The following is a 24,996-nucleotide window of genomic DNA, read 5'->3' as shown; positions in this document are numbered from 1 at the left end:
GGGACCGTCGGGGCACCCGGCCGGCGGGGCGTCAGCAGTACTGCGCCTGCTTGCCGATGGAGCGGTACATGCAGTCCGCGTTCTCCAGGAGCTGGAGGACGGCGTCGCGGTTGCGGCTCGTCTCGCGCTCGATGACCTCGTCCGGCGGGTAGAAGCCGCCGTTCCAGGACGAGGTCGGGTACATCTCGAAGGTGTAGGCGAAGATCTTCTGGGCGCCCCAGAGGTAGTCGTCGATCGACCCGTCGGTGATGTAGAGGTCGCTGGACTGCTCGGGGGTGTAGCCGTTGCTCGCCGCCATGCTCCGGCCGACCGCGGCGAAGGCGTCGCGGTCGTCCTGGGTCATGCCGGGGGCGGTGTCCGCGTTGGTCCAGCCGAAGGGCCACAGGACCAGCTCGCTGTACGTGTGGAAGTCGATGCCGGCCTTGATCTGCTGGGTGCCGCCCACGACGCGGGAGCGGACGAAGTCGGCGACGACCTTCACCTCGGGCGCGGACTCGGGGGCGGCGCCCCGGTAGGTCTCGGAGCTCTTGGTGCCGGAGGAGCCGCCGCAGCAGCCCCACTTGTAGTCCCAGTTCCGGTTCATGTCGGTGCCGACGTACGAGGAGCCGGAGTTGGGCTGCCGGTTCTTGCGCCAGCTGCGGTAGGAGCCGGTGGCGATGTCGTACTCGCCGCCGTCCGGGTTGAGGTCCGGCACGATCCAGATCTCGCGGCCGTTCACCGCGGCGGTGACCCGGGGGTCGGTGCCGTAGCCCGCGCCCAGCTCGCGGAGCAGGTACAGCGCCATCTCGACGGTGAGGTGCTCGCGGGCGTGCTGGTGGTGGGTGAAGAGGACCTCCGGCTCGTTCTCGTCCACGGCCACGTTGTCGCTGATCTTGATGGCGACGATGTCCCGGCCCTGGTAGCTCTTGCCGATGACCCGCTTGCTCATGATCGAGGGGTACGCGGCCAGCCGCTGGTCGATCTCCGCCGTCATCTCGGCGTGGTTGTGGTACTTCGCGTCGGCGGAGGGGAAGTCGAGCGGGCCGAGGGAGGACCGGGCCGCGTCGCCCCGGTCGGGCGGGGCGGGCAGGGCGACCGGCTCGTAGCCGAGCGCCTCGATCCGGGCCAGTTCGCGCGCGTCGGCGCTGACCACGACCGAGCGGGCGTCGACCTCGTCGATCGAGACGCCGGTGGCGGTGAGCGCGGAGCGGGCGGCGGGGGTGGAGGGCCCGGCGATCTCGTACTGCCGGATCACCTCCTCGCCGCCCCTGGCGGCGCTCGCCGGGTCGGCCCCGGCGGGTGAGGAGAGGGCGGAGAGGGGCGCCGCGAGGGCGAGCGCCACGAGGGCCGCGAGGGTGGCGGACCTTCTGCCGCGTCGAGGACGTCGCATGGTGTCTCCTGGGTGGGGAGTGTGGGGGAGTGCGACAACAGGTGCGGGTGTCCGGGGCACATGGTGGAGCCATGTCATGGACGGGTCAAGAGAGCGAGTTCGGCCATGGTCGCTGCCACGCTAGGCGACGGGGGTGCCGGAAACGCGGTGCGGCGGGGCCGGGAGGGCGGTGCGGCGGGGTCGGGGGCGCGCACGATGGGGTGGGGGACGCGCACGACGGGGTCGGGACGCGCACGACGGGGTCGGGAACGCGGCACGGCGCCGCCGGAGGACCGGCGGCGCCGCGATGGGGGTGTGGCGGGGAGTGCGGTTACGGCAGGGCGTGGACGTGCGCGCCGACCGCGTTCGACCAGGCGTTGCCGGCCGTCGCGTCCCAGTTGGTGGACCAGGTCATGGCGCCCCGGAGGGTCGGCCACGCCTGGGCGGGCTTGAAGGTGCCGCAGCCCGTCAGCTTGGTGAGGCAGTCGATCGCGCTGTTCACGACCGCCGGGGCGACGTAGCCGCTGCCCGCGCCGCGGGTGGAGGCGGGCACGCCCAGACCGACCTGGGACGGGTCGAGGCCGCCCTGGATCTGGATGCAGGCGAGCGCGGTGAGGAAGTCCACCGAGCCCTGGCTGTAGACCTTGCCGTCGCAGCCGAGCATCGAACCGCTGTTGTAGTACTGGGTGTTGACCACCGTGAGGATGTCCTTCACGGCGAGCGCGGTCTTGAAGTACTCGGTGCCCGTGGACTGCATGTCGATGGTCTGCGGGGCCATCGTCAGGACCATCTTCGGGCCCGCCAGGGCGGACAGCTGGCGCAGCGCCTTGGTCAGGTAGGTGGAGTTGATGCCGTGTTCGAGGTCGATGTCGATCCCGTTGAAGCCGTACTCCTGGAAGAGCGCGTAGGCGCTGTTCGCGAAGGCGGTGGCGCTGGCGTCGCTGTTGATCGTGACGTTGCCCTTCTCGCCGCCGACCGAGATGATCACCGACTTGCCGGCCGCCTTCTTGGCCGCGACGTCCGCCTTGAAGTCGGCCACCGAGGTGTAGCCGACCGCCGGGTCGAGGTTGAAGGTGATCTGGCCGGGCGTGGTCGTCGAGTCCGCGAAGGACACCGCGATGATGTCGTACGCGGCCTGGACGTCCCGCAGCTTCTGCTTGGCCGCGCCGTTGTCGAAGTTCTGCCAGTAGCCGGTGACCGCGTGCTTCGGGACGGCCGGGTTGTCGCCGCCGCCTCCACCGGTCTTGGCCGTACGGGCGCTGACCGCGGCCGACTTGGCGGACTCGCCGGCCGCGTTGGTGGCCGCGACCTGGAAGGAGTACGCGGTGTCGGCGGCGAGGCCGGTGACCGTGGTGGAGGTGCCGCTGACGGTCGCGGCGAGCGCGCCGTCCCGGTAGACCTTGTAGCCCGTCGCGCCGGAGACCGCGCCCCAGCTCAGCGGGACCGCGCTGGTGGTGGGCGTGCCGGCGGCGAGCCCGGCCGGGGTGCCGGGGACGACCGGGTCGGGGTCCTGGCCGCCGCCCCCGTCGGGGCCGTAGACGCTCACGTCGTCCACGAAGTAGGCGGCGGTGCCGTACCACCCGTGCGTGTAGATCTCGACCGAGGTGGTGGACGCCCCGGTGGTGAAGGTGGTGGTCAGCTGCTTCCAGGACGGGGAGTCGGGCGTCCAGGTGGAGACCGTGCCCGTGCCCGTGCCGGTGCCGCTCGCGCCGAGGTAGGCGTAGCCGCCCTGGACCCAGGCGCTCAGCGTGTAGGTGGAGTTGGGCTTCACGGTGACGGTCTGCACGCACTTGGCGTTGTCGAGACCGGCGGGGAGGGCCTTGAGGGCGCCGGCTCCGGAGTGGGCCGGGGTGGCGACGGCGGTGCCGCTGCCGGCCGAACAGGCCCAGTTCGCCAGGCCGTTCTCGAAGCCCGCGTTCCGGGCGTTGTTGACGTCGGCGGCCAGGGCGGTGCCGGTGCCGCCGACCAGGGCGAGGCCGGATCCGACGGCGAGCGCGAGGGCTCCGCCGAGCCAGCGGCGGGCGGCCGGGCGGGTGGTGGTGCGGTCCACGTGCATCCTCCGGTGGGGGAGTCGGGAGCTGGAGGTGCCGTACGTCGTCGTACGGGGGAACTGCGGTCAGGGATGGGGCTGGGGATGGAGATCGGGAGGTGGCCACCGCCGTCGTCGCACCAAGTTGGTCCAGACCAATTGCGTTGTCAAGACCTCTGGCACAGACCCGCGGCGAGCGGAGCCCGGGAATCCGGTGACGGGAAAGGGGGTGGGAGTTGACGGATTGTGTGTTCACCACCCCGGTCCGCGTGGATAAGGTGCAGAACAGCCGTGCCGAGGGGACGGGAAGGCCGGTGCGGGCCGGAAGGGTCGCGTGTGCCGGGAACGGCCGCCGCGGACCGGAAGGACGCGCGGGCGCGTACGGCGGACGCGGCGGGAACGGCCGGTGCGGGCCGGGAGGGACGGGGGCTCACGTGCCGACAGCGATCGCGGTCACCGGCGCCGATCTCGTGCTGCCGCCCACCGACCCCGCGACCCCGAACGCCGCCGTCCTCGGCGACCCCGCCGCCCGCGGCCTCGACGACTCCGTCACCGAACTCCGCCGCCTCGTCGACCGCTTCGGCCACGTCCTCGTCGTCTGCCCCTCCTCCGCGCCGCCCGCCGTCGCCCACCGCCTCCACACCGTCCGCGGCCTCCTGGAGAGCGACCGGATCGCGCTGGTCAGGACCGACCTCCCGCCGCTCGGCGCCGCCGTCCTCGTCCGCCAGCTGCGCCAGCTCTCCGTCTGCGACATCAGCCCCGGCGTCCTCGCCTCCGCCGCCCGCCTCCTCGCCCACTACATCTACGCGGGCGCCGTCCTCGGCTCCGTCTCCCGCCTCGACCGCGTCCCCGTCACCCTCGGCTCCCACCTCAAGGGCTGGCTCCCCGGCGCCCACTTCGCCGTCCTCGCCGGACCCACCCCCCGGATCGTCCGCGTCGGCGCCGACGAGACCGCCTTCGAGGGACCCGAGTTCACCACCCGGCTGCTGATCGCCCGGGGCCAGCTCGCCACCGAGTGGCCCACCACCGACCTCGCCCCCCGCTGGGCCGTCGCGGGCCCCGTCGAGGAGACCGCGCTGCCCGCCTCCTCGCCCGCCTGGTGGGGCACCCCCAAGCTCACCGAGTTCGCCGCCCACCTCCCCGACCTGCCCGTCCTCCACCGACTCGTCGCCTCGGTACGCCGCGAGACCTGCCACTGGTGCGGCATGGAGCTCATCGGCGACCGCTGCGGCTTCTGCGCCGCCCCCCTGGCCCGCACCACCCTCCCGGCCCCGGCCGGCCGGTGACCCGATGAACGAGGAAACCCGATGAACTCCCGCCAGCGCCGCGGCGTCATCCTGCTGCTGCTCTCCGTCCTCTGCGCCCTCGGCGCCTTCGCCGGCGTCCTCGCGGTCATCAGCGACGTGAACGCGAAGGTCGGGCCGGAGACCACCGCGTACCGGGTCAAGAGCGACGTCAAGCCCTATGTGCGGCTGAGCGCGGGCCAGTTCGAGAAGATCTCCATGCCCGAGCGCTGGCTCTCCGGGACCGCCGTCACCGACCTCGCCCAGATCGAGGGCAAGATCGCCGTCACCACCCTCAAGGCCGGCTCGCTCCTCCAGAAGGACATGATCGTCCCTCGCCCCGAACTCCGCCCCGGCGAGCAGGAGATCGCCATCATGATCGACGCCGCCACCGGTGTCGCGGGAAAGATCACCCCCGGTGCCACCGTCAACATCTACGCCACCTTCGCCGGCGACAGGAAGAGCGAACCCAGCCAGTCCCGCCTCCTCGTCGCCGCCGCCCGCGTCATCGACGTCGGCACCCTGAGCCCCTTCGTCAAGCAGAAGTCCGGCTCCGGCTCCCGCGCCGCCACCGAGGCCGTCCCCATCACCTTCGCCCTCTCCGCCCAGGACACCCAGCGCGTCGCCTACGCCGAGTCCTTCGCGGAGCACGTACGCCTCGCCCTCGTCGCGCCCTCGGCCGACGGCGCCCCCGCCGGGCCCGCCCCCGGCGACCGCACCTACACGCTCGACAAGGACAAGTGAGGCCCGGCCATGCCCACCAGGATTCTGCCGGCCGTCGGCGACCCCGACGCGGCCCGGGCCCTCGCCACCCTCCTCGGCCAGCTCCCCGACACCGAGCCCGCCCCGCCCGTCCCCGACTCCACCCAGCTCGTCGACACCCTCGCCCGGCTCGCCGCCGAGTCCCTCGACGCGCTCCCCGAGGTCGTCCTCGTCCACGAGCGGATCGGCCCCGTCCCCGCCCTCGACCTCGTCCGCGAGGTCGCCCTCCGCTTCCCCGCCGTCGGCGTCGTCCTCATCACCGCCGACTCCGGCCCCGGGCTGCTCTCCGCCGCCATGGACTCCGGCGCCCGCGGCCTCGTCTCCCTGCCGCTGGGCTACGAGGAGCTGGCCGGCCGCGTCCAGGCCGCCGCCCAGTGGTCCGCCGGCTTCCGCCGCCACCTCGGCGGCGGCGCCGCCGAACTCGTCGCCGGCCCCGGCGGCACCGTCGTCACCGTCAGCGGCGCCAAGGGCGGCGTCGGCACCACCCTCACCGCCGTCCAGCTCGCCCTCGCCGCCCGCGCCGCGGGCCGCACCGTCGCCCTCGTCGACCTCGACCTCCAGAACGGCGACCTCGCCTCCTACCTGGACGTCCAGTTCCGCCGCTCCGCCGCCGACCTCGCCGCCATCACCGACCTCTCGCCCCGCGTCCTCCAGGACGCCGTCTACGTCCACGAGACCGGCCTCTCCCTCCTTCTCGCCCCCGCCGAGGGCGAGCGCGGCGAAGAGGTCACCGACCGCGCCGCCCGCCAGATCGTCAGCGCCCTGCGCGGCCGGCACGAGGTGGTCGTCGTCGACTGCGGCTCCCGCCTCGACAGCGCCAACGCCGCCGCCGTCGAGATGGCCGACACCGCGCTCCTCGTCACCACCCCCGACGTCATCGCCGTCCGCGCCGCCCGGCGGACCGTACGGATGTGGGAACGGCTCCAGGTCCGCAAGGCCGAGACCACCGTCACCCTCGTCAACCGCCACTCCCGCACCACCGAGATCCAGCCACCCCTGGTCCAGAAGATCACCGGCACCCGGATCGCCGCCGTCACCGTCCCCGCCGCCTACAAGGAGCTCCAGGCCGTCGTCGACGCCGGCCGCCTCCACGAACTCGACGCCCGCTCCACCGTCAAGCAGGCCCTGTGGTCCCTCGCCGGCGAACTCGGCCTCACCGGCCCCCCGACCGCCCCCGCCCCCGGCAAGCAACTCGCCCGCGCCGGCGACCGCGGCTCGCTGGGGCTGCGCCGCCGCGGAGGACGCTGAACCGTGGACGGGCAGAGGGCGGTCGGCGACCGGGGCCAGGTGGCGGTGGAGTTCACCGGCATGGTCCCGGTCATCCTGCTGACCCTCGCGCTTCTCTGGCAGGTGGTGCTGGTCGGGTACACCTACGTCCTGGCCGGAAACGCGGCGGACGAGGCGGCGCGCGCCGCAGCCGTGGACGGCGACTGCGACGGCGCCGCCCGCAGGCACCTCGACGGGGCGTGGGCGGGGGCCGAGGTGGCGTGCGGACCCCCGTCGGGCGGCATGGTCATCGTGACCGTCACCGTCCCGGTCCCGGTCCTCTTCCCTGGCCTGGGCTCCTTCGACGGGGTCTCCGCGACGGCCGGCGCGGTCCACGAGGGCCCGGGGGCGACGCCGTGAACCGGAAGAGGGCGGGGCGGGGCGATGCGCGGCCGGGCGGTACGGACCTGCCGGGCGACGCCCCTCGGAGCCGTACCGCATCTCGTCCTCGCCGTCGGGACCGGGGCCAGGCGGCCATCGAGTTCCTCGGCTTCCTGCCCGTCCTGCTGATCGTCGGGCTCGCCGGACTCCAGCTCGGACTGGCCGCGTACGCGGCGCAGCAGGCGGGGACGGCGGCGCGGGCGGCCGCCAGGGCCGCGACCAGGGACGTGCTGCCGGGGGAGGATCCGATCGACCCGCAGACAGCGGCGGAGGCCGCCGTGTCCGGATGGATCGACCCCAGGGTCGCCTCCGGTGACGTGGGCGGCGACGCGTACACCGTGACCGTCACCGTCGACATCCCCCAGGTCGTCCCCTTCTGGACCTTCGACCCGGTCACCAGGACCGCCACCATGCCCCTGCCCCAGGTCCCGGAGGAGGACGAGGTCCCATGAGCCTGCGCGCCCGCATGCACCACGCCGGGGACGACCCGCGCGCCCTCGGGCCCGGCGGCGGCCGGGAGGACGGACATCTGGTCGCGTCCTTCCGCGCCAAGCTGCTGGAGGAGATCGACCTCACCGAGATGTCCGCGCTGGCGGCGGCCGAACGCCGCGCCCGGCTCGAACGCGTCCTCGGGCACATCATCAGCCGCGAGGGCCCCGTCCTCTCCACCGCCGAACGCGCCCAGCTGATCCGCCGCGTCGTCGACGAGGCCCTCGGCCTCGGCGTCCTCGAACCGCTCCTCGAAGACGCCTCCATCACCGAGATCATGGTCAACGGCCCCGACCGGATCTACATCGAGCGCGCCGGCCGGGTGGAACTCCTCCCGCTCCGCTTCGCCTCCCACGACCAGCTGATGCAGACCATCGAACGGATCGTCTCCACCGTCAACCGCCGCGTGGACGAGTCGAATCCGATGGTCGACGCCCGCCTCCCCTCCGGCGAACGCGTCAACGTGATCATCCCTCCGCTCGCCCTCACCGGCGCCACCCTCACCATCCGCCGCTTCCCCCGCGCCTACACGCTGCACGAGATGATCGGCCTCGGCTCGCTCGACGAGCAGATGCTGCTGCTCCTGTCCGGCCTGGTCCAGGCGAAGTTCAACATCATCGTCTCCGGCGCCACCGGCACCGGCAAGACGACCCTCCTCAACGCCCTCTCCGGCCTCGTCCCCGAGGGCGAGCGGATCATCACCATCGAGGACTCCGCCGAGCTCCAGCTCCAGCAGTCCCACGTCATCCGGCTCGAAGCGCGCCCCCCGAACATCGAGGGCCGCGGCCAGGTCACCATCCGCGACCTCGTCCGCAACTCCCTCCGGATGCGCCCCGACCGGATCATCGTCGGCGAGGTCCGCGGCGGCGAGACCCTCGACATGCTCCAGGCCATGTCCACCGGCCACGACGGCTCCCTCGCCACCGTCCACGCCAACTCGGCCGAGGACGCCCTGATGCGGCTCCAGACCCTCGCCTCCATGTCCGAGGTCAAGGTCCCCTTCGAGGCGCTGCGCGACCAGATCAACAGCGCCGTCGACGTCCTCGTCCAGCTCACCCGCCACCCCGACGGCACCCGTCGCGTCACCGAGATCGCCATCCTCGCCTCGCACGGCCGCGAACGCCTCCTCCTCGCCACCCTCTGCCACTTCCAGGCCGAACCCCTCGCCGCCGACGGACGGGTCCACGGCCGCTACGTCCACCACCCGCTGCCGCGCCGCGTCGCCGAACGCCTCTACATGGCGGGCCAGCCCATACCGCCGGCCTTCGGCGTCGCCGCGGCCGACACCGAACTCGCCACCCGGGAAGCGAGGTAGGAGCGCCCATGACCGACCCCTTCTGGCTGACGACCGCCGTGGCGCTGCTCGCCTGCGTCCTCGGCGTCATCGGCGTCCAGGTGTACGCGAGCGGGGCCAGGCGCCACGCCGCGCTCGTCGCCCGCCTCGACGACACGGCCGCGCCCGAGGCCACCGGCCGCCGTCGGCGCCGGTTCCCCGCACTGGACCGCCGGGTCCGGGCCACGGCCCTCGGCCGCAACCTGGAACGGCGCATCGCCGCCACCGGACTCGACGTCACACCGGGCGAGTTCACCGTCGCCCTGGCGGCGTCGGTGACCGTCCTGTGGATCGTCGGCCAGGCCGCGCTCTCCCCGTTCTTCGGCCCCATCTGCGGCCTGCTGGGGGTGTGGGTGGCGCTCGGCTACCTCAACTGGCAGCGTCAGAAGCGCATCGAGCGCTTCATCAACCAACTCCCCGAACTCTCCCGCATCCTGGCCAACGCCACCCAGGCCGGCCTGGCCCTGCGCATGGCGATCAGCCTGGCCGCCGACGAGATGGAGTCCCCGGCCGGCGACGAACTGGAGAAGGTCGCCCAGCAGCTGGCCGTCGGCACCCCCCTGGACGACGCCCTGGAGGAACTGGCCGAACGCCTCCCCTCCCGCGAACTCGTCGTCCTCGTCACCACCCTGGTCCTCGCCAACCGGGCCGGCGGCACGGTCGTCTCCTCCCTCCGCAACCTCACCGAGACGCTGGAACAGCGCAAGGAGACCCGGCGCGAGGTCCGCACCCAGCTCTCGCAGGTGAGCATGACGGCGTACGCCGTCCCCGTCATCGGCTTCGGCTCGCTGCTCCTCATCGACAACATGCAGCCCGGCGCCCTCGACCGCATGACCGGCTCGCCCCTCGGACAGGGCGCGGTCATCGTGGCGTGCGCGCTCTACGTCCTCGGCTTCGCCGTCATCCGCCGCTTCTCGAAGATCGACGTGTAAGGGCCGCAGACGCAGATGCTGGAACTCGCCATCGCCCTCCTCGCCGGCCTCTCGGTCGCCGGCTTCGCCTACGGCCTGCGCCTCTACCGCGCAGACGCCCGCCTCCCCGACGACCTCCGCCTCGCCCTGGAGGTCGGCGCCACCCGCACCGGCGCGGTCGACTCCGCCGTCGACCGCCTCGGCATGCGCTGGTCCCCGTCGGTCCTCCGCTGGATGGGCCCCAAGCGGGTCGCCGCCGTCCGCCGCCGCATCGACCTGGCCGGCAACCCCGGCGGCCTGACCATCGACCGCTACGGCGCGCGACGGGCCGTCTACGGCTTCCTCGGCTTCCTCGGCGGCCTCCTGATGCTCGGCCGCGGCTCGTACGTCACGGCCGCGCTCCTCCTCGCCTTCGGCGCGTTCTGGACGGAGGTCGGCATCTGGTCCGCCGTCCGCATCCGCAAGGACCAGATCGAACGCACCCTCCCCGACTTCCTCGACGTCCTCGCCGTCGTCGTCTCCGCCGGCCTCGGCTTCCGCCAGGCCCTGGAACGCGTCGCCGACAAGTACTCCGGCCCCTGGTCCGACGAACTCCGCATCACCCTGCGCCAGATGGACATGGGCGTCACCCGCCGCCAGGCGTTCGACGAACTCCGCCGCCGCAACGACTCCGAACAGGTCGCCCAGTTCGTCACCGCGCTCCAGCAGGGCGAGGAGCTCGGCGCGCCCATCGTCGACACGCTCATCCAGATCGCCGAGGACATGCGCCGCACCGACGCCCAGAACGCCCGCCGCAAGGCGGCCAAGGCCGTCCCCAAGGCGACGATGGTCATCACCACCCTGATGGTCCCGGCCACCATGATCCTCCTCGGCGCGGGCCTCTTCCTGGGCACGGGGACGGACCTCGGCTCGATCGCGGGCGAGTGAGGCACCCCTGATGAAACTTCCCCCAACTCCCCCCGGCCCCCCCACGCCAGGCCATACCCTGCCGGAGTACAAGGTCCCGACCCGCCCGACCCGATCTGACGAACGACCACAGGGACCCTGTGCACCGCACGAACCACAGGCGTACCGTGCGACTGCGCAAGCGTCAGACCGCGGAGGGGACCACGATGTACGACGCGCTGCTGAAGGCCCTGACCACCATCAGAACCCACACGACGTCCCGGGGCGACCGGGGGCAGACGGCGGTGGAGTATCTGGGGATCATCGTGGTGGTTGCGGCCATCATCATTGCCATTACCGGGACCGATATCGGGACGTCGATCCTGAACGCGATCCGCGACAAGATCAGCGACATCACTGGTGGCGGCGGAGAGTAGGGAAGACTCCGCCGGATCGGGGCCAGGCGTTTCCCGCTTACGTGGCCGTAGTCGCAGGGCTGTTGTTCCTGGCCTTCGTCTACTTTGCCGTCGGGCAGGCGGCGGTCCTGCGGAACGGTGCTCAGACCGCCGCCGACGCGGCGGCGCTCGGGGCGGTGGAGGAGGCCCGTTCTCAACTCCGGGAGGGTTGGCTCGAAGTGCTGGATGATCCAACTCAGTGGCAGCGGTTCGTTCGAGGCGAGGACTACACCGTGGGCCGGGCCTGTGCGCGTGCTGCCGTGTTGGCCTCCCTCAACGACGCTGAGAGCGAGGATTGCGTACCTCTGGAGTTCGGCTTCACCGTGACGGTTCGAAGTGAGGGAACGGTCGGGGAGTCGATCGTGCCGGGTACGGAGGAAGAGCAAGCCACAGCCACTGCCTCCGCGGTGATCGAGCCGCTGTGTCGGTTCGATCCGCCTGAACCGAGCAGTGATCCGAGCACGGAGCCACCTTCTGATCCAGAACCGACCTCTACGCCGTCGGAGGAGCCAGAGGAAGCCGAACCCGAGCCGATCTCGGGCCTTGTGTGCGAAGGCACGCCCCTGGAAATCGACCCAGAGGATCCTGTTCTTCCCGATGCGGACGACCTCTTCCATGTTCGGTTGACCGGCGACGACGAGTAAAGGAAGCGCTCTTCATGAACGTCACTACTTACGTGAGAGGAGGGTTCATCGCCTTCGCGGTGGCAGCCTCTTTGACCGTGGCCGGCTGCGGTGCCGACAGTGAACCCAAGACCTCGCAGAAGCCGACGGCGACGACTCAGCCCTCACAGCAATCCGCCCCCACTCAGGTGGAGCAGAGCAGCGAGGCGCCCGCAGAGCCACTGCTCGTTGCCAAGGGGCGCAAGGGGGTGGAACTCCGGGTCGAGTCCGTGGAGCGCGACGCAGGCGGGTTCCTCACGATCAAGGGGCGTCTCGCGAACCCAACCGGATCATCGGTGGTCCTGCCGGGCGAAATGAGAGGCAACGAGACGGAGGTCGTGAAGCACGGCCTCTCCCTCGGTGGAGCAACCCTCGTCGACTCATCCGCCAAGAAGCGCTACTACGTCCTCCGCGACACGGACGGTCGCCCCCTGACCACCACCGGTCTCGACAGCCTCGGCCCCGGTAAATCCACCGCCGTCTTCATGCAATTCCCCGCACCCCCCGCCACCACCACCGAGGTCTCGTTCCAACTGCCCACGTTCGAACCTGCCACGCTCAAGCTCTCCTGAGGCGGCGCCATGACGACGACAGGACGACGCAGGCTGGCCGCTCTCGCGGTCGTGGTCACCGTGGTGTGGTCGGGAGCTTCGGTCACCGCTTACGCCGACGATCCGCCGGGCAGCACGAGTTCCTCCCCGCCGCCCGCCATCGACTCGAACTCGCCCGACCTGATGCTCCCGGACGGCGCCACGCTCGCGCCCGCCAAGGTGTTGGACATCAAGCAGATCGTGGAGGAGGAGGGGGGCGAGCAGCGGCGGGAGGACACGAACGTGGACGTGACGTTCGCGTTGCAGGCGGAGGTGCTGTTCCCGAAGAACAGCGCGAAGCTCAGCCCGGCCGCCGCCGCGCGGATCCGGGCCATCGCCGGTGAGGTGCGGACGCAGGGGTCGGGGAAGGTGCGGGTCTTCGGGTTCACGGACAACCTGGGGACGTACGAGCACGGGCTCAAGCTCTCCAAGGAGCGGGCCGTCGCCGTGCAGCAGGTGCTGGCGCGGGAGCTGGAGCCGGGGACCTCGTACGAGATCCGCGGTTACAGCGAGGACTACCCGATCGCCGACAACCGCACGGAGGAGGGCCGCAAGAAGAACCGTCGCGTGGAGGTGTCCTTCCCCCGCACGGCTCCGCCGGCCGCCGCGCCCTGAGCGGAGAGGAGGGCGGCGGGGTCCTGCCGGTCCTTGCCGTCACCGTTCGGTCCGGCGCGCCCGCCCCGTTCCGAAGGGCCACCAGCGCCGCTTCCCGGGGGCGGCCCGGAGGCCCCGCAGCGCCGCGTCGGGGTTCTGCCGGGCCAGGGCCTCATGGTGCTCGTCGTCCATGTCGTGGAAGACCGCGACGGCTCGGCGAAGGGCGGTGACGGTCGCCTCCGTGGTGCAGATGATGTTGCCGGCCTGATAGCTGCGGCCGTCGCCGGAGACACGGGCGTGCTGCTCGGTCAACGTCTCAGGCCCCCTGGCCGGGGTGGTCGTCGTCGCCGGACTGCTCCGCCCGGCCGCGGCCGTCGCCAAAGACCCGGGCGTGCTGCTCGCCCGACTCCTCAGGCCCCCTGGCCCGGGTGGACGTCGTCGCCGGACTGCTCCGCCCGGTCGCCTTCGCCCGCTGCTCGCCCCGCTCGTGCCCGGCGGCCGTGCCGCGGCCGGACTGGAGGATCCGCCCCGAGCCGGACGCCTCCGCATGCTGCTCCAGGTGCGTCGCCGCACCGCCGCCGGACTGGCGGACCTCGCCGTCTGTACGAGCGTCCGCGCCGGCGGTACGGGGCCCGGCGCCGGCGCGGGGGGCCGTTCGCGCCCGGCCGACCAGCCGAGCCCCGCCAGCACCGCCGCGCCCGCGAGCGCGCCGAGGCCGAGGGCCGGGTCGAGCCGGGCCCCGTCCTCCCGCGGCAACCATCCCCACGGCAGCGCCCGTACGACCGCCACCCCGACCCCGAACGCCACCAGCGCCGCGACCCCGGCCACCACCCACCGCACCGCACGAGACACCCGCCGCTCCCCTCGTCGCGCCCGCGCCCGGGGCTGGCCGGCCCTCGGGCCACCCCATGGTGGCGAACCGGCCGTCGCGCCGTCGCGCCGGAGCGCGGAAAACCGGCGCGCAGCCTTCGGGATACTGATCGGCCATGAACACCTCCTACGGTTCGGCCGACTTCACGCTCCACCACACCGATCCCGAGGGCGGATCGCGGCTGTTGACTCCCGCGCCGTCCTGGGCCGGGTCCGTCCCCGGGCTGGGGGGCGTGCACGTGCGGTACGGGCCGGTGCCGGGGCGGAGCGACGCGTTCGCGCAGGTCTCGGTGGCCGGGGAGGGGCTCCCTGCCGGAGTCTTCAGCGGCATCAGGTACGGGCACGCGCCGCTGCCCTCCCGCGCGCGCCTCCAGGTCGGAGCGCACACCGGCGCCGTGAGCCGCTTCCGCAGCGGACTCACCCGCGACCAGCGCGCCCTGCGCGTCCGGATCGACGGCCGGGCGTACCGCTACCGCCAGGGGCCGGGCAAGTGCGTGCACGAACTCCTGCGCCCGGGCCTCCGCATACGCGTCACCCGCGACGACTGGTACCGCCCCCTCGCCCTCACCGTCCGCGCGGAGGGCCCCGCCGACGGGCTGGACCTCTCCCTGGCCCTGCTCCTCCAGGGCGTGTACACCCGCCACCTGTCCCAGGGCGGCCGCTGGTTCTCCCTTCCGTTCCGGATCCTGAACCGGATGCCGGACGTGTTCTGAACCGGCCGCTCAGGTCGCTCGGGTGGCCGCGCCGAGCTCCTCCAGGGCCGTCCGGACCGTCGCCGTCATCCGGTCCGGACGGGTGAAGACCTCCCGCGCCGTGAACCGCAGCACGCGGTGGACCTCCGGACAGGACTGGAGCGCGTTGAAGCGGGCGATGTCCCGCTCGTGGGCGCGGGGCGTGCCGTGGTACGCGTACCCCTCGACCTCCACCGCGAGGCCCGCCGCCCGGAAGAGGAAGTCCGGGTGGAGGGGGCGGCCCGCCGGTGTCCGCAGCGGGGGCTGGGACTCGGGGAACAGGGACGCGTCGGCCATCCGCAGCCGGGCCACCGTCTCCGCCGGCGAGCCCGCGGCCGGGTCCGCGAGCCGGAGCCAGGCGCGGGCGCGCGGCGCGCCGGGCCGCCGGACCGACAGCTGCGCGGCCAGCTCCTCGTACCGGACCGGTGGGTCCCTGCGCACGCCCTCCACGACGCGCCGGGAGAGCGCCGAGTCCGCCGTGACCACCGCCTCCTCCCTGCTCCCGGACGCCCGTATCAGGTCGGCGGCCGTCCGCGCGGCCGTCGTCACCCGCAGGCCCCGGCGCAGGCAGACGTCCCCCGGCGGCAGCGAGGCACGCGAGCCCGCCCCCGCTCTCGCCGACGAGCCCGAGCCCCGTACCCGGCCCGCCCCCGTCAGGACCTCGATCCGGTGCAGCCGCGCCGCCGTGCCGTGGTGGCAGACGTAGCGCGGGCGCAGCAGTTGGAGGGCGGTCTCCCGGACCCGCCAGTCCGTCTCCTTGCCGGGCACCGCCCACGCGCCCCGGCAGATCCGCTGCCAGCCGTCCCGTCGCAGGCGCGCGGCGAGGCGGCCCGCCGGCCAGCCGGCCGCGAGCGCCCAGACGGTGAGGAGCACCCCGCCCCTGGCGAGGATCGCCAACTCGTACATACGCGCAAGGTTCCCCGGAAGGGGGACACTTCGCACCCCCTGTGGAAAACCCGGAGAAAGTTGTCCCCAGGTTTGCGCAAAAGTGTCGGGACACATCCTCGGGGGAGGAGCATTCTGGACCGAAACACCACAACGCTCCGGGGCAGGGCCGCCGATGCAGCAGTTGCCGCACACCAGTCCTCTGACCGCCGGCACGGCCGGCGTGCAGCTCGTCCATGACCTCCTCGTGCACGTGCCCGCCTTCCGGGGCGCGTACGAGAGCCACGTCTTCCGGCAGGGCGGGGTCCTGCCGCACGTCTTCTTCTGGGACGTCGTCCAGGGGACCGTCCGCTCCTACCTCGCCGAGGAGGCGGAGCCCGACTGGCGCCGCACCCTCGACTTCCTGGAGGAGCGGAGCAGCCGCGGCGACACCGCCGTCGACGAGGTGATCGTGACCTCCTTCCTCGGCGACCTTCCGTCGCCGACCGAGCCGGGCCACGGCATCGTCCAGCAGCTCGGGCCCGTCATGGCCGCGAAGTTCGTCCGGATAAGGCCCGGTGGCTGACCACGCCGGATACCAACGGGGCTTCTTCGGTCCGTAGTTGGGTAGCTTCCCGGGGTCCGACGAGGGTCCCGTGGAGGCCGAGGCGTGCTGAGCGACGACGACATCCTGGCGGCGGTGCGGCGCGGTCTCGGGGCCCCCGGGGCGGACGACGCGGCCTTCCCCGCGGCGGGCGCCCACATCACCCGGCACCTCCTGCTCGCCGGGGAGATCGTCCGCTGTGTGGAGACCCGCACGGAGGGCACCGCCTTCCACGCCGGCACCCGCGACCTGTCGGACCTGCCCGAGTACGACGACCTCGACCGGTACCCGGTACCCGCGCCCGCCGACCCCGGGGCGGCCCGCTCGACCCTGCGGCTGGTGCGGCGCGGTTCGGTGGCCGCCCACGCCTGCTCCACCTGCACCAACGGCCGGAAGCCCTGCGCCCGCTGCCGCGGCGCCGGGGACGTGGCGTGCCGGACCCACGTGCCCTGCGCGGGGTGCGAGGGGCGGCTGTGCTGCCTCGCCTGCGAGGGCACCGGCAAGCGGGCCCGTGAGGCGGCCGACCGGCCGCAGGGCGAGACGGCGTCCCGGGTCCGCTGCCGGAAGTGCGGGGCCGACGACGCGGCGTGCGGGAAGTGCCGGGGAGCCGGCCGGAAGAAGTGCGGGGTGTGCGGCGGGACCGCCTCCCGCCCCTGTCCGGACTGCGCGGGGGGCGGGACGGTGTCGCACGACTTCTGCGCGGGCACCGGCCGGTACGTGGAGTGGACCGAGGGGGTCGTCGTCCGGGAACCCGTCGTGGACACCGTCGAGGAGTCCTCCGACCTCCCCGCCCGGGCCTTCGCCTGGACGAACGAGGCCGACGCCTGGAACCGCGTGGACCACGTCGGCGAGGACGCCTTCCCGCCGGACGGCACCGACACCGGGTCCGGGCCCGGCACCCGCACCGACCTCACCGAAGCCACCGACCTCACCCAAGCCACCGACCTCACCCAAGCCACCGACCTCACCCAAGACACCGACCTTGCCGAGGTCGCCGCCCGGCTGAAGCCCCGCCTCGGCTTCCGCGACGGGGAGGTCGCCCGCCGCGTCCGGGTCCGGTACCTGTCGCTCGCGCGCGTCACCCACGACGACCACCCCGACCGGGTGTACGTCGTGATCCCCGGGCGCCCCGCCCCGCGGGTCGTCACGGTCCGCTCCCCGCGCCGCGCCTGGCGGCTCGCCGCCCTCGCGCTGCTGGTCCTCGTGGCCGTCGTCGCGGTCTCCCGCCTCCTCGCGTAGCCGGCGCGGGGGCGGGCGGACCGCCTCGGGATAATCGACCGCATGCCCCCGCCGACTCCGCCGACCTCCGCACGCGTCTCCCCGCCCGCCCCGTCCGCCTCACCCGCCCCGCGGTCCTCGTGGCCGGCCGGCCGTTCCCCGCTCCTCCTCGCCCTCGGCGGCTACGCCCTCACCCGGGTCCTCGGGCTGGCCGCCCTCGCCGTCGCCGCCGCCGTGACCGGCAAGGACGGCTTCCACCGGCTGAGCGGGCGCTGGGACTCGGTCTGGTACGCGCGGATCGCCGAGCACGGCTACGGGTACCAGGTGACGCTCCCGAACGGCGACGTCCACTCCGACCTGGCGTTCTTCCCGCTCCTCCCGGCCCTGGAGCGGGGCCTGTCCGCCGTCCTGCCGCTCGACGCGGCCGGTGCCGGACTGCTGGTCTCCTGGACCGCCTCGCTCGCCGCCGCCTGGGGCCTCTACCGGTGCGGGGAGCACGTCGTGTCGGCGCGCGCCGGGATCGTGCTGGCCGTGCTGTGGGGCGCGTACCCGACGGCGTTCGTCCAGTCGATGGCGTACACGGAGACCCTGTTCACCGCGCTCGCCGCATGGTCGCTGTACGCGGTGCTGCGCGAGCGCTGGATCCTCGCCGGGCTGCTGTGCGCGTTCGCCGGGCTCACCCGGCCCACCGCCGCCGCGCTGATCGCGGCCCTCGGCGTCACCGCCCTCGTCGCCCTGGTCCGGGACCGGCGACTGCCCTGGCGGACGGTCGCCGGGGTGCTCCTCGCGCCGCTCGGCTGGCTCGGATACGTCGTGTACGTCGGCGTCCGCGAGTCGAGCCCCACCGCCTACTTCGACGTGCAGGCGGGGTGGGGCAACTCCATCGACGGCGGGGTCGCCCTCGCCCGCTTCATCGCCTCCCTGCCCCGGCCGGCCGCGCTCGGCCTGTGCGCGGCGCTCGCGCTCCTGGCGTGGCTGGTCGTGCTGTGCGTCCGGCAGCGCCAGCCGCTGCCGCTGCTGGTCTTCACGGTCGGGGTGGTCGTCGTGTCGCTCGTCGGCGCCGCGTACTTCGGCTCCCGCCCGCGCCTGATGATGCCCGCCTTCGGGCTGCTCCTGCCGCCCGCCGCCGCCCTCGCCCGTGTCCGCACCGGCCCCGCCGCCGCCACCCTCGCCGGACTCGCGCTCGCCTCGGCGGTCTACGGCGCCTTCACCCTCCTGGGGTCCGGCCCGCCGTGACCGCGGCCGCGAGGTGCCGTCACGCTCCTGGGGCCGGGTCCGCCGCGACCGTGACCACGACTCCCGGGCGCAGCCCCCAGCCCGCCATCGCCCCCGCCTCCGCCTCCAGGACGTGCCGGGCGCGCGGGCGCGGCAGCCCGAGCCGGCCCGGACGCATGGTGGCCACGGCGAGGACCCGCAGCCGCCGGTCCAGATAGGCCACGTCGATCGGGAAGCGCATGCCGAAGGTGTGGACGCTGTTCGCCGGGGTCAGCAGCATCGCCCCCGCGACCCCGTCCCGGCCCAGCAGCCCGCGCCGCCGCGCCCGGTACGAGGCGGCGACCTCCACCGGGACCGTCGCGCCCTCCGGCACCGTCAGCGTGCCCGTCCCGTCCCGCCGACTCCGCCCCATGCGCCCGACCTTAGCCCTAGGGTCACCCCGTGTACCCCTCGCTGATCGTCCTCGCCGCCCTGTGGGGTGCCGCCGTCGGGCTGCTCGTGCCCCGGGCGGCGTACCGGCTGTCCGTGGAGCCCGAGGAGCCGTGGCGCGCGCTCTGTCCGGCGGGGCACCGGCTCGTCGGTCCGGCGCGCGGCTGGCTCGGCGGGCCGGGGCGTGCCGGGTGCGCGACGACCCCCGTGCCGTACGCCGTGCCGCTGTTGACGGCGGTGGTCTGCGCGCTGCTGGCCGCCGCCACCGGCGGGCCCCGGCCCGAGCTCGCCGTGTGGCTGCTGGCCGCGCCCTTCGGGGTGCTCCTGGCCTGCGTCGACGTGCGGGTGCAGCGGCTCCCGGACGGGCTGACGCTGCCGCTCGCCCTCGCCGTGCCGCTGCTGCTGGGGGCCGCCGAGCTCCTGCCGTACGACGCCGGGTCCTGGCCGCACGCCCTGCTCGGGGCCCTCGCGCTCGGCGGCGGCTATCTGGCGCTGCACCTCATCAGCCCGCAGGGGCTGGGCTTCGGCGACGTGAAGCTGGCCCTGCCGCTGGGCGCCGCGCTCGGCTGGTACGGCTGGGGCGTCCTGTTCACCGGCGCCTTCCTGGGCTTCCTGCTCGGCGCGGGGTACGGCTTCGGGCGCGTCCTCCTCGGCCGCGCGGGCCGCTCCTCCGCGATCCCCTTCGGCCCGTTCATGCTCGGCGGCGCCCTCCTGGGGCTCGCCCTCGGAGCCTTCACCGCCCTGCCCTGAGCGGCGCGCCCGGCGGTGCCTGCGCAGGGCCACCGGCCCGTAGCGGAGCGCCACCGGACGGCCGCCGACCTGCCGGGCGTCAACGCGCGGGAGGGGCCGGCCGTTCCCCCTTCGGAGGGACGGAAGTCCGCCGCCACGCCGGGGCACAAAACCGCCACATGCGGCCGGAGCCCTTGTGCCGCCTGGGATCCGGGGAAATCCGGTTGCTTCGTCCGGCGCACGTGGCGCGCAGCCCGACTATCGAAGGGTTATGGTGGAACCCCCCCCTCGGGCCGGTCCGTATCCCCCCCACGGACCGGCCCGTTTTCTTTTCCGTCCGTCCCGGACGTCAGCCCCGGCCGGCCCAGATGTTGGTGCCCTCGGTGTCGATGGCGAAGGAGTCGATCTCCTTCAGTTCCTCGTCCGTGAGCGGTCCGGAGGCCAGCGCGGCCACGTTCTCCTCCAGCTGGCCCACGCTCGACGCGCCGATCAGCGCCGAGGTCATCCGCGGGTCGCGCAGCACCCACTTCAGCGCCAGCTGCGCCAGCGACTGTCCGCGCCGCTCCGCGATGTCCGCGAGGCCGCGCAGCCGGCGCAGCACCTCGTCGGAGAGCAGGTTCGGGTCGAGGGACTTGCCCTGGGTGGCCCGGGAGCCCTCCGGGATGCCCTTCAGGTACTTGTTGGTGAGCAGGCCCTGGGCCAGCGGCACGAAGGAGATGCAGCCCATGCCGGCCGTCTCCAGGGTGTCCAGCAGGCCGTCGTCCTCGGTCCAGCGGTTGATCATCGAGTACGAGGGCTGGTGGATCAGGGCCGGGACGCCCATCTCCTTCAGGAGCCGCGCGGCCTCGGCGGTCTGCTCGGCGTTGTAGGAGGAGACGCCGACGTACAGCGCCTTGCCCTGGCGGACCGCGGAGGCGAGCGCCCCCATGGTCTCCTCCAGCGGGGTCTCCGGGTCGAAGCGGTGCGAGTAGAAGATGTCGACGTAGTCGAGGCCCATCCGGTTCAGGGAGGCGTCGAGCGACGACAGCAGGTACTTGCGGGAGCCCCACTCGCCGTACGGGCCGGGGTGCATCTCGTAACCGGCCTTGGTCGAGATGATCAGCTCGTCGCGGTAGGGCGCGAAGTCCTGGGCGAAGAGCTTGCCGAAGTTCAGCTCGGCCGAGCCGGGCGGCGGACCGTAGTTGTTCGCCAGGTCGAAGTGGGTGACGCCGAGGTCGAAGGCGCGGCGCAGGATCGCCCGCTGGGAGTCCAGGGCGCGGTCGTCGCCGAAGTTGTGCCAGAGGCCGAGGGAGACGGCGGGGAGCTTGAGCCCGCTGCGGCCCGAGCGGCGGTACTCCATGGAGTCGTAGCGCTCCGCGGCGGCGCGGTAGAGGGGGGAATCAGTCACGTATCTCTGCTTATCACGGACTTGTGACATAGCCGTACGCACTTGTGACACGCCCGGACTGGGACCCTTCATCCAGCCGCAGTAGGGTGGCGGCTTGCGAACCGCCCGCCCATGGAGGGGTAAAGAACAGTGAACCTGCGCGACCTGGTGTACGGGCTCTACGCACGCCGGGTGGAAGGCCGTCTCGACCACGATCAGGTGCCCAAGCACATCGGGGTCATCCTCGACGGCAACCGGCGCTGGGCGAAGGCGTCCGGAGGGACCCCCGAGCAGGGACACAAGGCGGGCGCGGACAAGATCCGGGAGCTGCTCGGCTGGTGCGCCGAGACCGACGTCGAGGTCGTCACCCTCTGGATGCTCTCCACGGACAACCTGAACCGCCCCGAGGCGCAGCTCGTGCCGCTGCTCGGGATCATCGAGGACGCCGTGAAGGCGCTCGCCTCCGACGGCCGCTGGCGGGTGCACCACGTCGGCACCATGGACCTGCTGCCGGCCCGGACCCAGACGGTCCTCAAGGAGGCCGAGGAGGCCACCCGCGGCAACGCCGGGATACTGGTCAACGTCGCCGTCGGCTACGGCGGCCGGCAGGAGATCGCGGACGCGGTCCGCTCGCTGCTCCTGGACCACGCGGAGCGCGGCACCAGCTTCGAGGAGCTGGCCGAGACCGTCTCCATCGACCTCATCTCGGAGCACCTGTACACGCGCGGGCAGCCCGACCCGGACCTGGTGATCCGCACCAGCGGCGAGCAGCGGCTGTCCGGTTTCATGCTGTGGCAGAGCGCGCACTCCGAGTACTACTTCTGCGAGGTCCACTGGCCGGCCTTCCGCAAGGTCGACTTCCTGCGGGCGCTGCGCGACTACGCCGCCCGGCACCGGCGCTACGGCTCCTGAACCACCCCCTCCCCCCGACCCCCGGGGGCGTCACCGCACGTTCACGAACACGCCGTCATATGCCCTGGCATGGCGGGGAGTGTTCGAGGGCATAAGCCTGGTGAAGTGAGCGGCACGGAGACCGCCACCCGGGAGGCCCCTTGCACCAGGACGACCGTGCGGGACACGTACGGGAGAAGCGGAGGGCCGGTGTTCGGCCCGCGCTGGGCGGTCCGATCCCGGTCCCATTCCGCCGCGACACGGGTTCCACCGTCGCACCCCGGCCTCATTCGGGTCTTCAGAGGGGGTCTGTCCTTCCGTGGTGACCAGCACGAAGCGCCGCCTTTCCGACCGGCGCACCTATGTTCTCGACACCAGCGTCCTGCTCGCCGACCCCAAGGCGATGTCCCGCTTCGAGGAGCACGAGGTCGTGCTCCCCATCGTGGTGGTGACCGAGCTGGAGGCGAAGAGGCACCACCCCGAACTCGGGTACTTCGCCCGCCAGGCGCTGCGCCTGCTGGACGACTTCCGGGTCCGGTACGGACGCCTGGACGCCCCCCTGCCCGTGGGAGACCTCGGCGGCACGCTGCGGGTCGAGCTCAACCACTCCGACCCCGGCATCCTGCCGGCCGGCTACCGGCTGGGCGACAACGATTCCCGGATCCTCGCCGTCGCACGCAACCTCCAGGCGGAGGGGTACGACGTCACGGTCGTCTCCAAGGACCTGCCGCTGCGGATCAAGGCGTCCTCGGTGGGGCTGCTCGCCGAGGAGTACCGCGCCGAGCTCGCCATCACGGACGCCAACGGGTGGACCGGGATGTCCGAGCTGGGCCTCTCCGCCGAGCAGATCGACCTCCTCTACGACCAGGAGCGGCTGTACGTGCCGGAGGCGGCCGAGCTGCCCGTGCACACCGGCCTGGTGCTCCAGTCCGAGCGCGGCAAGGCGCTCGGCAGGGTCGGCGCCGACGGGAACGTGCGGCTGGTCCGCGGCGACCGGGAGGCGTTCGGGATCCGGGGCCGCAGCGCCGAGCAGCGGATCGCGCTCGACCTGCTCCTGGACCCGGAGGTCGGGATCATCTCGATGGGCGGCCGGGCCGGTACCGGCAAGTCCGCGCTCGCGCTCTGCGCGGGCCTGGAGGCGGTCCTGGAGCGCCGGCAGCACCAGAAGGTGATGGTCTTCCGTCCGCTGTACGCGGTCGGCGGCCAGGACCTCGGCTATCTGCCGGGCAGCGAGTCGGAGAAGATGAGCCCCTGGGCGCAGGCGGTCTTCGACACGCTCTCCTCGGTCGCGGGCCGCGAGGTCATCGAGGAGGTGCTGTCCCGGGGGATGCTGGAGGTCCTTCCGCTCACCCACATCCGGGGCCGCTCGCTCCACGACGCCTTCGTCATCGTCGACGAGGCCCAGTCCCTGGAGCGGAACGTCCTGTTGACCGTTCTGTCCCGTATCGGGGCGAATTCGCGGGTGGTGCTCACCCATGACGTCGCCCAGCGGGACAACCTGCGGGTGGGGCGGTACGACGGAGTCGTCGCCGTGGTCGAGAAGCTGAAGGGGCATCCGCTCTTCGCCCACGTGACCTTGACCCGCTCCGAGCGGTCCCAGATCGCGGCCCTCGTGACCGAGATGCTGGAGGACGGCCACCTGTAAGGAGCGGGTGACCGATTCGTACCTATTAGCTCCCGTACGGGAGTTGGCGCCGCCCGGCGAAGCGCAGGAGCTTAGCCGGGCGGCGCCCCCATGTCCGCAACATCCGTCAAAACACCTGCGTCCAACGAGGTGTGAGCTTTCACACGCAACACAGAATTGCCTTGCGGCGTCCACGTCAGGCAAAGTCTTGCTTCCGTCAGGCCCCGCATACGGCACCCGTGCACCCTTCGACCCGTCGAAGGAGCACAACAGCACCGCACAACTCCACAATCGTCGCCGTATGCCGCCCACAGCACCACGGGCCCGTGTCTTCTGTGACCCGGTACGACGAAGACCAGCGCGAGGGGCACGATTTCGCCCGCGTGGTCACCGCTGCGGGTGATGCTGGAAGGAAACCGTGTGAGCCGGATCTCGGTCCGGGGATTCGCGGTGGCGTCTGCCACTGCGGTCACCACCGTCGGCGCCGTCGTCGGAGTTGCCACGGGCAACGCCGCCCAGGCCACCTCGGACGACAACTTCGAGGCAGCCGCGGCAGACAGCACCCTGCTCGCGGACATCCCCGCGGGCGCGCAGGCCCAGGTACAGGTCGCCTCCCTCGCGGAGCAGGCCGACGTCCAGGCCGCCGCCGCGGACGCCACCGTGCGCAAGAACGCCGAGGAGGCCGCCCGCTTCAAGGCCGCGGAGGACGCGGAGGCGAAGAAGAAGGCCGCCGACGAGAAGGCCGAGCAGGAGAAGAAGGAGCGCGAGGAGAAGGAGGCCCGCGAGAAGGCGGAGGCCGAGCGCGCCAGCCGCGACTCCGTGCGCGACGCGTCCAGCTTCTCCGCCCAGGGCTCGTACTCCATCTCCGAGGTCAAGGCGATCGCCCGCCAGATGATCCCGGCCTCGCAGTTCCAGTGCTTCAGCAACATCGTGGACCACGAGTCCGGCTGGAACTACCGTGCGACCAACCCGTCGTCGGGCGCCTACGGCCTCGTCCAGGCCCTGCCCGGCACGAAGATGTCCTCGGCCGGCGCCGACTGGCAGTCCAACCCCGCCACCCAGATCAAGTGGGGCCTCAGCTACATGAACGGCCGCTACGGCAGCCCGTGCGGCGCCTGGTCGTTCTGGCAGGCCAACCGCTGGTACTAGACCGGCGCCCGCTCAACCCCGGGAAGCCCCGCACCGTCCTACGGTGCGGGGCTTCCTGCGTGTAGGTTGCCAGGGACCGAACGGGGGAAGTGGGACCAGATGTCGAGACTGCCAGGATGGCTGAGCCGACTCGGCGAGGGCATCAGCCGCATAGGGACGGAGCTGGACGCCCGGCGCGCCGAGGCCGAACGGGGCGGCCCCGACGGGCCGGACGGACCGCCGTACGACCGGCCGCCGCTGACGGCCGGTCCGGAGCCCGGGACGCCGGAGAAGCCCGCCGGCGCCGCCGGCGCGGGGTCCGCCGCACCCGCCGCCGAC

At 72.9% G+C, this 24,996-nt stretch carries 25 protein-coding genes and 2 pseudogenes; 21 read left to right on the top strand and 6 right to left on the bottom strand.

Annotated elements, in window-relative coordinates:
• Positions 1-31: 31 nt before the first annotated feature.
• Together IE321_RS21790 and IE321_RS21785 are read right to left on the bottom strand one after the other, a co-directional pair.
• Positions 32-1,369: a M14 family metallopeptidase gene (locus IE321_RS21790; protein ID WP_190224209.1), complete on the bottom strand. Its 1,338-nt coding sequence runs from the start codon at positions 1,367-1,369 to the stop codon at positions 32-34.
• A gap of 310 nt (positions 1,370-1,679) precedes the next feature.
• On the bottom strand, positions 1,680-3,404 hold the full coding sequence (locus tag IE321_RS21785; RefSeq protein WP_190224208.1) for a chitinase: 1,725 nt from the start codon (positions 3,402-3,404) through the stop codon (positions 1,680-1,682).
• A 407-nt stretch (positions 3,405-3,811) separates the two neighbouring features.
• On the opposite strand from IE321_RS21785, the gene IE321_RS21780 reads away from it, so the two are divergent.
• The 12 genes and pseudogenes from IE321_RS21780 to IE321_RS21725 all read left to right on the top strand — a co-directional run bounded on the left by IE321_RS21780 (position 3,812) and on the right by IE321_RS21725 (position 13,009).
• Complete coding sequence (locus tag IE321_RS21780) at positions 3,812-4,663, top strand: hypothetical protein (protein WP_190224207.1); 852 nt, start codon at positions 3,812-3,814, stop codon at positions 4,661-4,663.
• 21 nt (positions 4,664-4,684) lie between these two features.
• On the top strand, positions 4,685-5,404 hold the full coding sequence (cpaB, locus tag IE321_RS21775) for a Flp pilus assembly protein CpaB (protein WP_043227090.1): 720 nt from the start codon (positions 4,685-4,687) through the stop codon (positions 5,402-5,404).
• A gap of 9 nt (positions 5,405-5,413) precedes the next feature.
• Positions 5,414-6,670, top strand: a complete 1,257-nt coding sequence (locus IE321_RS21770) for a CpaE/TadZ family protein (protein WP_190224206.1) — start codon at positions 5,414-5,416, stop codon at positions 6,668-6,670.
• Positions 6,671-6,673: 3 nt separating this feature from the next.
• Positions 6,674-7,048, top strand: a complete 375-nt coding sequence (locus IE321_RS21765; protein WP_226651327.1) for a TadE/TadG family type IV pilus assembly protein — start codon at positions 6,674-6,676, stop codon at positions 7,046-7,048.
• Complete coding sequence (locus IE321_RS21760) at positions 7,045-7,521, top strand: TadE/TadG family type IV pilus assembly protein (protein ID WP_190224205.1); 477 nt, start codon at positions 7,045-7,047, stop codon at positions 7,519-7,521. Before IE321_RS21765 ends, IE321_RS21760 begins: the two co-directional genes overlap by 4 nt.
• Positions 7,518-8,873: a TadA family conjugal transfer-associated ATPase gene (locus tag IE321_RS21755; RefSeq protein ID WP_190224204.1), complete on the top strand. Its 1,356-nt coding sequence runs from the start codon at positions 7,518-7,520 to the stop codon at positions 8,871-8,873. Before IE321_RS21760 ends, IE321_RS21755 begins: the two co-directional genes overlap by 4 nt.
• Before the next feature lie 8 nt (positions 8,874-8,881).
• The gene (locus tag IE321_RS21750) at positions 8,882-9,823 is read left to right on the top strand and encodes a type II secretion system F family protein (RefSeq protein WP_043227095.1); all 942 of its coding nucleotides are present in this window, start codon (positions 8,882-8,884) and stop codon (positions 9,821-9,823) included.
• Positions 9,824-9,841: 18 nt separating this feature from the next.
• On the top strand, positions 9,842-10,729 hold the full coding sequence (locus IE321_RS21745; protein WP_190224227.1) for a DUF5936 domain-containing protein: 888 nt from the start codon (positions 9,842-9,844) through the stop codon (positions 10,727-10,729).
• A gap of 185 nt (positions 10,730-10,914) precedes the next feature.
• Positions 10,915-11,124 carry a hypothetical protein gene (locus tag IE321_RS21740; RefSeq protein ID WP_043227096.1) on the top strand — a complete coding sequence of 70 codons (210 nt, stop codon included), beginning with the start codon at positions 10,915-10,917 and terminating at the stop codon, positions 11,122-11,124.
• Between the two features lie 32 nt (positions 11,125-11,156).
• A pseudogene (locus IE321_RS21735) lies at positions 11,157-11,786 on the top strand (pilus assembly protein TadG-related protein); the annotation flags it as partial.
• 14 nt (positions 11,787-11,800) lie between these two features.
• A complete protein-coding gene (locus tag IE321_RS21730) occupies positions 11,801-12,376 on the top strand; it encodes a hypothetical protein (RefSeq protein ID WP_043227098.1) in 576 nt (191 codons plus the stop codon).
• Positions 12,377-12,385: 9 nt separating this feature from the next.
• Positions 12,386-13,009 carry an OmpA family protein gene (locus tag IE321_RS21725; protein WP_043227099.1) on the top strand — a complete coding sequence of 208 codons (624 nt, stop codon included), beginning with the start codon at positions 12,386-12,388 and terminating at the stop codon, positions 13,007-13,009.
• Between the two features lie 39 nt (positions 13,010-13,048).
• On the opposite strand, the gene IE321_RS21720 is transcribed toward IE321_RS21725, so the two are convergent.
• Positions 13,049-13,300: a hypothetical protein gene (locus IE321_RS21720; RefSeq protein ID WP_190224203.1), complete on the bottom strand. Its 252-nt coding sequence runs from the start codon at positions 13,298-13,300 to the stop codon at positions 13,049-13,051.
• Between the two features lie 674 nt (positions 13,301-13,974).
• On the opposite strand from IE321_RS21720, the gene IE321_RS21715 reads away from it, so the two are divergent.
• Positions 13,975-14,571, top strand: a complete 597-nt coding sequence (locus IE321_RS21715) for a hypothetical protein (protein ID WP_043227103.1) — start codon at positions 13,975-13,977, stop codon at positions 14,569-14,571.
• A 9-nt stretch (positions 14,572-14,580) separates the two neighbouring features.
• Here IE321_RS21715 and IE321_RS21710 read toward each other — a convergent pair whose 3' ends face one another.
• Positions 14,581-15,495: a hypothetical protein gene (locus tag IE321_RS21710; protein WP_190224202.1), complete on the bottom strand. Its 915-nt coding sequence runs from the start codon at positions 15,493-15,495 to the stop codon at positions 14,581-14,583.
• Between the two features lie 154 nt (positions 15,496-15,649).
• Here IE321_RS21710 and IE321_RS21705 point away from each other — a divergent pair, with 154 nt between their 5' ends.
• The 3 genes from IE321_RS21705 (at position 15,650) to IE321_RS21695 (ending at position 18,511) form a co-directional block, all read left to right on the top strand.
• Positions 15,650-16,039: a DUF7674 family protein gene (locus tag IE321_RS21705; RefSeq protein WP_051842439.1), complete on the top strand. Its 390-nt coding sequence runs from the start codon at positions 15,650-15,652 to the stop codon at positions 16,037-16,039.
• A gap of 84 nt (positions 16,040-16,123) precedes the next feature.
• Complete coding sequence (locus IE321_RS21700; protein ID WP_190224201.1) at positions 16,124-17,296, top strand: hypothetical protein; 1,173 nt, start codon at positions 16,124-16,126, stop codon at positions 17,294-17,296.
• Between the two features lie 42 nt (positions 17,297-17,338).
• Positions 17,339-18,511: a putative hexosyltransferase gene (locus tag IE321_RS21695; protein ID WP_190224200.1), complete on the top strand. Its 1,173-nt coding sequence runs from the start codon at positions 17,339-17,341 to the stop codon at positions 18,509-18,511.
• A 19-nt stretch (positions 18,512-18,530) separates the two neighbouring features.
• Here the strand turns inward: IE321_RS21695 and IE321_RS21690 are convergent, their stop codons facing one another.
• Positions 18,531-18,902 (bottom strand): DUF192 domain-containing protein, encoded by a 372-nt coding sequence (locus tag IE321_RS21690; protein ID WP_190224199.1) that lies wholly within the window; start codon positions 18,900-18,902, stop codon positions 18,531-18,533.
• A gap of 29 nt (positions 18,903-18,931) precedes the next feature.
• On the opposite strand from IE321_RS21690, the gene IE321_RS21685 reads away from it, so the two are divergent.
• On the top strand, positions 18,932-19,669 hold the full coding sequence (locus IE321_RS21685) for a prepilin peptidase (protein WP_190224198.1): 738 nt from the start codon (positions 18,932-18,934) through the stop codon (positions 19,667-19,669).
• A 328-nt stretch (positions 19,670-19,997) separates the two neighbouring features.
• On the opposite strand, the gene mgrA is transcribed toward IE321_RS21685, so the two are convergent.
• Positions 19,998-21,065, bottom strand: a complete 1,068-nt coding sequence (mgrA, locus tag IE321_RS21680; RefSeq protein WP_190224197.1) for an L-glyceraldehyde 3-phosphate reductase — start codon at positions 21,063-21,065, stop codon at positions 19,998-20,000.
• Between the two features lie 99 nt (positions 21,066-21,164).
• Here mgrA and IE321_RS21675 point away from each other — a divergent pair, with 99 nt between their 5' ends.
• The 4 genes and pseudogenes from IE321_RS21675 to IE321_RS21660 form a co-directional block, all read left to right on the top strand.
• Complete coding sequence (locus IE321_RS21675) at positions 21,165-21,926, top strand: isoprenyl transferase (RefSeq protein WP_043227108.1); 762 nt, start codon at positions 21,165-21,167, stop codon at positions 21,924-21,926.
• 298 nt (positions 21,927-22,224) lie between these two features.
• Positions 22,225-23,550, top strand: a complete 1,326-nt coding sequence (gene phoH2 / locus IE321_RS21670; protein WP_043227109.1) for an RNA 5'-3' helicase PhoH2 — start codon at positions 22,225-22,227, stop codon at positions 23,548-23,550.
• Positions 23,551-23,949: 399 nt separating this feature from the next.
• Positions 23,950-24,678, top strand: a complete 729-nt coding sequence (locus IE321_RS21665) for an aggregation-promoting factor C-terminal-like domain-containing protein (protein ID WP_043227110.1) — start codon at positions 23,950-23,952, stop codon at positions 24,676-24,678.
• A 99-nt stretch (positions 24,679-24,777) separates the two neighbouring features.
• A pseudogene (locus IE321_RS21660) lies at positions 24,778-24,996 on the top strand (AI-2E family transporter); the annotation flags it as partial.

Source organism: Streptomyces hydrogenans (assembly GCF_014656075.1).
GTDB lineage: Bacteria > Actinomycetota > Actinomycetes > Streptomycetales > Streptomycetaceae > Streptomyces > Streptomyces hydrogenans.
This window is presented reverse-complemented; position numbering and strand designations above follow the sequence as displayed.

Coding starts and splice junctions, on each gene's coding strand:
- IE321_RS21790 (WP_190224209.1), bottom strand. CDS start 1,369: ATGCGACGTCCTCGACGCGGCAGAAGGTCCGCCACCCTCGCGGCCCTC.
- IE321_RS21785 (WP_190224208.1), bottom strand. CDS start 3,404: ATGCACGTGGACCGCACCACCACCCGCCCGGCCGCCCGCCGCTGGCTC.
- cpaB (WP_043227090.1), top strand. CDS start 4,685: ATGAACTCCCGCCAGCGCCGCGGCGTCATCCTGCTGCTGCTCTCCGTC.
- IE321_RS21770 (WP_190224206.1), top strand. CDS start 5,414: ATGCCCACCAGGATTCTGCCGGCCGTCGGCGACCCCGACGCGGCCCGG.
- IE321_RS21755 (WP_190224204.1), top strand. CDS start 7,518: ATGAGCCTGCGCGCCCGCATGCACCACGCCGGGGACGACCCGCGCGCC.
- IE321_RS21750 (WP_043227095.1), top strand. CDS start 8,882: ATGACCGACCCCTTCTGGCTGACGACCGCCGTGGCGCTGCTCGCCTGC.
- IE321_RS21740 (WP_043227096.1), top strand. CDS start 10,915: ATGTACGACGCGCTGCTGAAGGCCCTGACCACCATCAGAACCCACACG.
- IE321_RS21730 (WP_043227098.1), top strand. CDS start 11,801: ATGAACGTCACTACTTACGTGAGAGGAGGGTTCATCGCCTTCGCGGTG.
- IE321_RS21725 (WP_043227099.1), top strand. CDS start 12,386: ATGACGACGACAGGACGACGCAGGCTGGCCGCTCTCGCGGTCGTGGTC.
- IE321_RS21715 (WP_043227103.1), top strand. CDS start 13,975: ATGAACACCTCCTACGGTTCGGCCGACTTCACGCTCCACCACACCGAT.
- IE321_RS21710 (WP_190224202.1), bottom strand. CDS start 15,495: ATGTACGAGTTGGCGATCCTCGCCAGGGGCGGGGTGCTCCTCACCGTC.
- IE321_RS21705 (WP_051842439.1), top strand. CDS start 15,650: ATGCAGCAGTTGCCGCACACCAGTCCTCTGACCGCCGGCACGGCCGGC.
- IE321_RS21695 (WP_190224200.1), top strand. CDS start 17,339: ATGCCCCCGCCGACTCCGCCGACCTCCGCACGCGTCTCCCCGCCCGCC.
- IE321_RS21690 (WP_190224199.1), bottom strand. CDS start 18,902: ATGGGGCGGAGTCGGCGGGACGGGACGGGCACGCTGACGGTGCCGGAG.
- mgrA (WP_190224197.1), bottom strand. CDS start 21,065: ATGTCACAAGTCCGTGATAAGCAGAGATACGTGACTGATTCCCCCCTC.